General features: G+C 34.8%; 2 protein-coding genes. Both read right to left on the bottom strand.

The window, feature by feature from the left end; genetic code table 11:
• Positions 1-211 precede the first annotated feature (211 nt).
• Positions 212-1,036: a DUF2971 domain-containing protein gene (locus BLP55_RS16465; protein ID WP_091147463.1), complete on the bottom strand. Its 825-nt coding sequence runs from the start codon at positions 1,034-1,036 to the stop codon at positions 212-214.
• A gap of 166 nt (positions 1,037-1,202) precedes the next feature.
• Positions 1,203-1,706, bottom strand: coding sequence for a hypothetical protein (locus BLP55_RS16460; RefSeq protein ID WP_091147460.1), 504 nt, complete (start codon positions 1,704-1,706; stop codon positions 1,203-1,205).
• Positions 1,707-1,815: the final 109 nt, after the last annotated feature.

Below are 1,815 nucleotides of genomic sequence, written 5' to 3'. Positions count from 1 at the left end.
TAGGGAAGGAGTAAATTCTTAAGATCCTTTTCGAATCATGATAGTTGACGGATGCTGTGGTATGTGGAAGGCAGGGCGCGAGCATAACGTTAGGCGCATTTGCGCAAACGCGAAGCCAGCGGACTGAGTTCGCTCTGCCGAAGATAAGACATTCTTCGTGAAAACCAAACGCCCAACTCACCGAAAACGAGCGCTTTGAGTAAATGCGCGGTTAGTAGCCGTTACAACTTTCAAAATTTAGTTTTCTATAAATTGAGCTTGGATTAACTATGAACAGCATTGGTTTTATATTCAACGATTTTAATTCATCGACAATATGGTTTCTACTTTCTTCACTCATGTTATGGCCCAAATAAATAGCTTCTATCATTAATTTGTCATATTTTATTTTTCTGTAATTTTCTTTACACCTCAATGAAACAATACGATATTCTTCTTCATTTTTCCATTCTATCGATTTTTGACAGTATTTGTGTCCGATTGTTATGATGAATTTCATATCATTTTTCGAGCTTTCATCAATACTTTGACGGTCTATTTCTTTAAAAATGTTTTGATAGTAGTACTCTATTGAATAGTATTCCTTCGTGTAGGCTACATTACTGCGAATATCTATTTCTGATTGATCGATAAGGTGATTATTTTTAAATTTTATACAATAACCAGAATAGTCGTCAGCGTAGCGATTCCACATCGATGGATTTTGAATATTTCGAGTGAAACAACTTACACCAAGATTGTCAAATATCTCTTTTCTGATTGGGTATTTTTTTTGAATCAATTCTTCTTGGTTATTTTGACAATCGAAAGGGTCATTAAATTCACGTGGAGAAGTTAGATAAAAGTATGAATTTTGGAGAGCATCGATATTGTTTGAATTGAATGAGTAGAACTTATAAAGCTCTTCAGATTTCGAAATGTGGTGATTTTCGGAGATATCTAAAATGCAATTTTTTGTATTACTAAGTTGGAACTTATAATGGAAATTATAGTTTTCGAGTGGAATCTTGAGATTTAGCGTTGCAATCTTTGTCATTATGAGTTACGTTTTTTGGGTAATGGCTACTAACGTTAGGCCGCTAAACGAAGTTATGGAAAAAGCGGGCAGAGTTCTCTCTGCCGAGACAAATTTTCTTCGTGATGAAAAAATTTCCGGCAAAAACTGACCAATAACTGCGTTTAGCGGCGGTTATATGCCGTTCTTAATGCTGAACATCTCCTTCGTCGTTTATGTGAAAACTATCATAGCTTGCACGTGTCAAATTTATTAAAACATTGAAATAACAGCTTTGTCCACCAACGTGAATAATAATTTCTTTTTTCCAATTGTGATTTGCTTTACAAAAGCAGTTGACCCAAACCTCTTTCTCACCATCCGCATTGATAATGGGAACATATTGGCGTTTGTAATTTTTCAATTCGATTACAAAGTCCTCAAGCTTATAATCACATTGTTTACAAACCTGTAAAACTTCATTGTATTGTTTTTCGCTTTTTGGATTGTATTCATTGACACATCTAATTAGAATACTGTCAATTGATGTTAATTCATCATTACTTAATGTGGCAGGTTTATCATTTTCAGAGAAGGGCCAACCAAAATCTTTAGTATATTTCAGAATAGCAATTTTTTGGTTATCAAATTTTGTTTGACCGTTGCTATATAAACTTGCAATGACTGCAATGATGGTTAATATTTTCTTCATAGGTGAATGGCATATAACGTTTCGCGCAGTTACGCAGGAGCGTCAGAGCGAACTGAGTACTCTCTGCCAAGATAAGACTTTCTTCGTGAAAACCGAACGTTCAACTTAC

Source organism: Flavobacterium caeni, from assembly GCF_900101895.1.
GTDB classification, from domain to species: Bacteria; Bacteroidota; Bacteroidia; order Flavobacteriales; family Flavobacteriaceae; genus Flavobacterium; species Flavobacterium caeni.
Note: the sequence above shows the minus strand (reverse complement) of the source record. Positions and strands in the feature narration are given on the sequence as shown.

What these genes read in the sequence shown, in the direction of transcription:
- BLP55_RS16465 (WP_091147463.1), bottom strand. Translation starts at nt 1,036, where the DNA reads ATGACAAAGATTGCAACGCTAAATCTCAAGATTCCACTCGAAAACTAT.
- BLP55_RS16460 (WP_091147460.1), bottom strand. Translation starts at nt 1,706, where the DNA reads ATGAAGAAAATATTAACCATCATTGCAGTCATTGCAAGTTTATATAGC.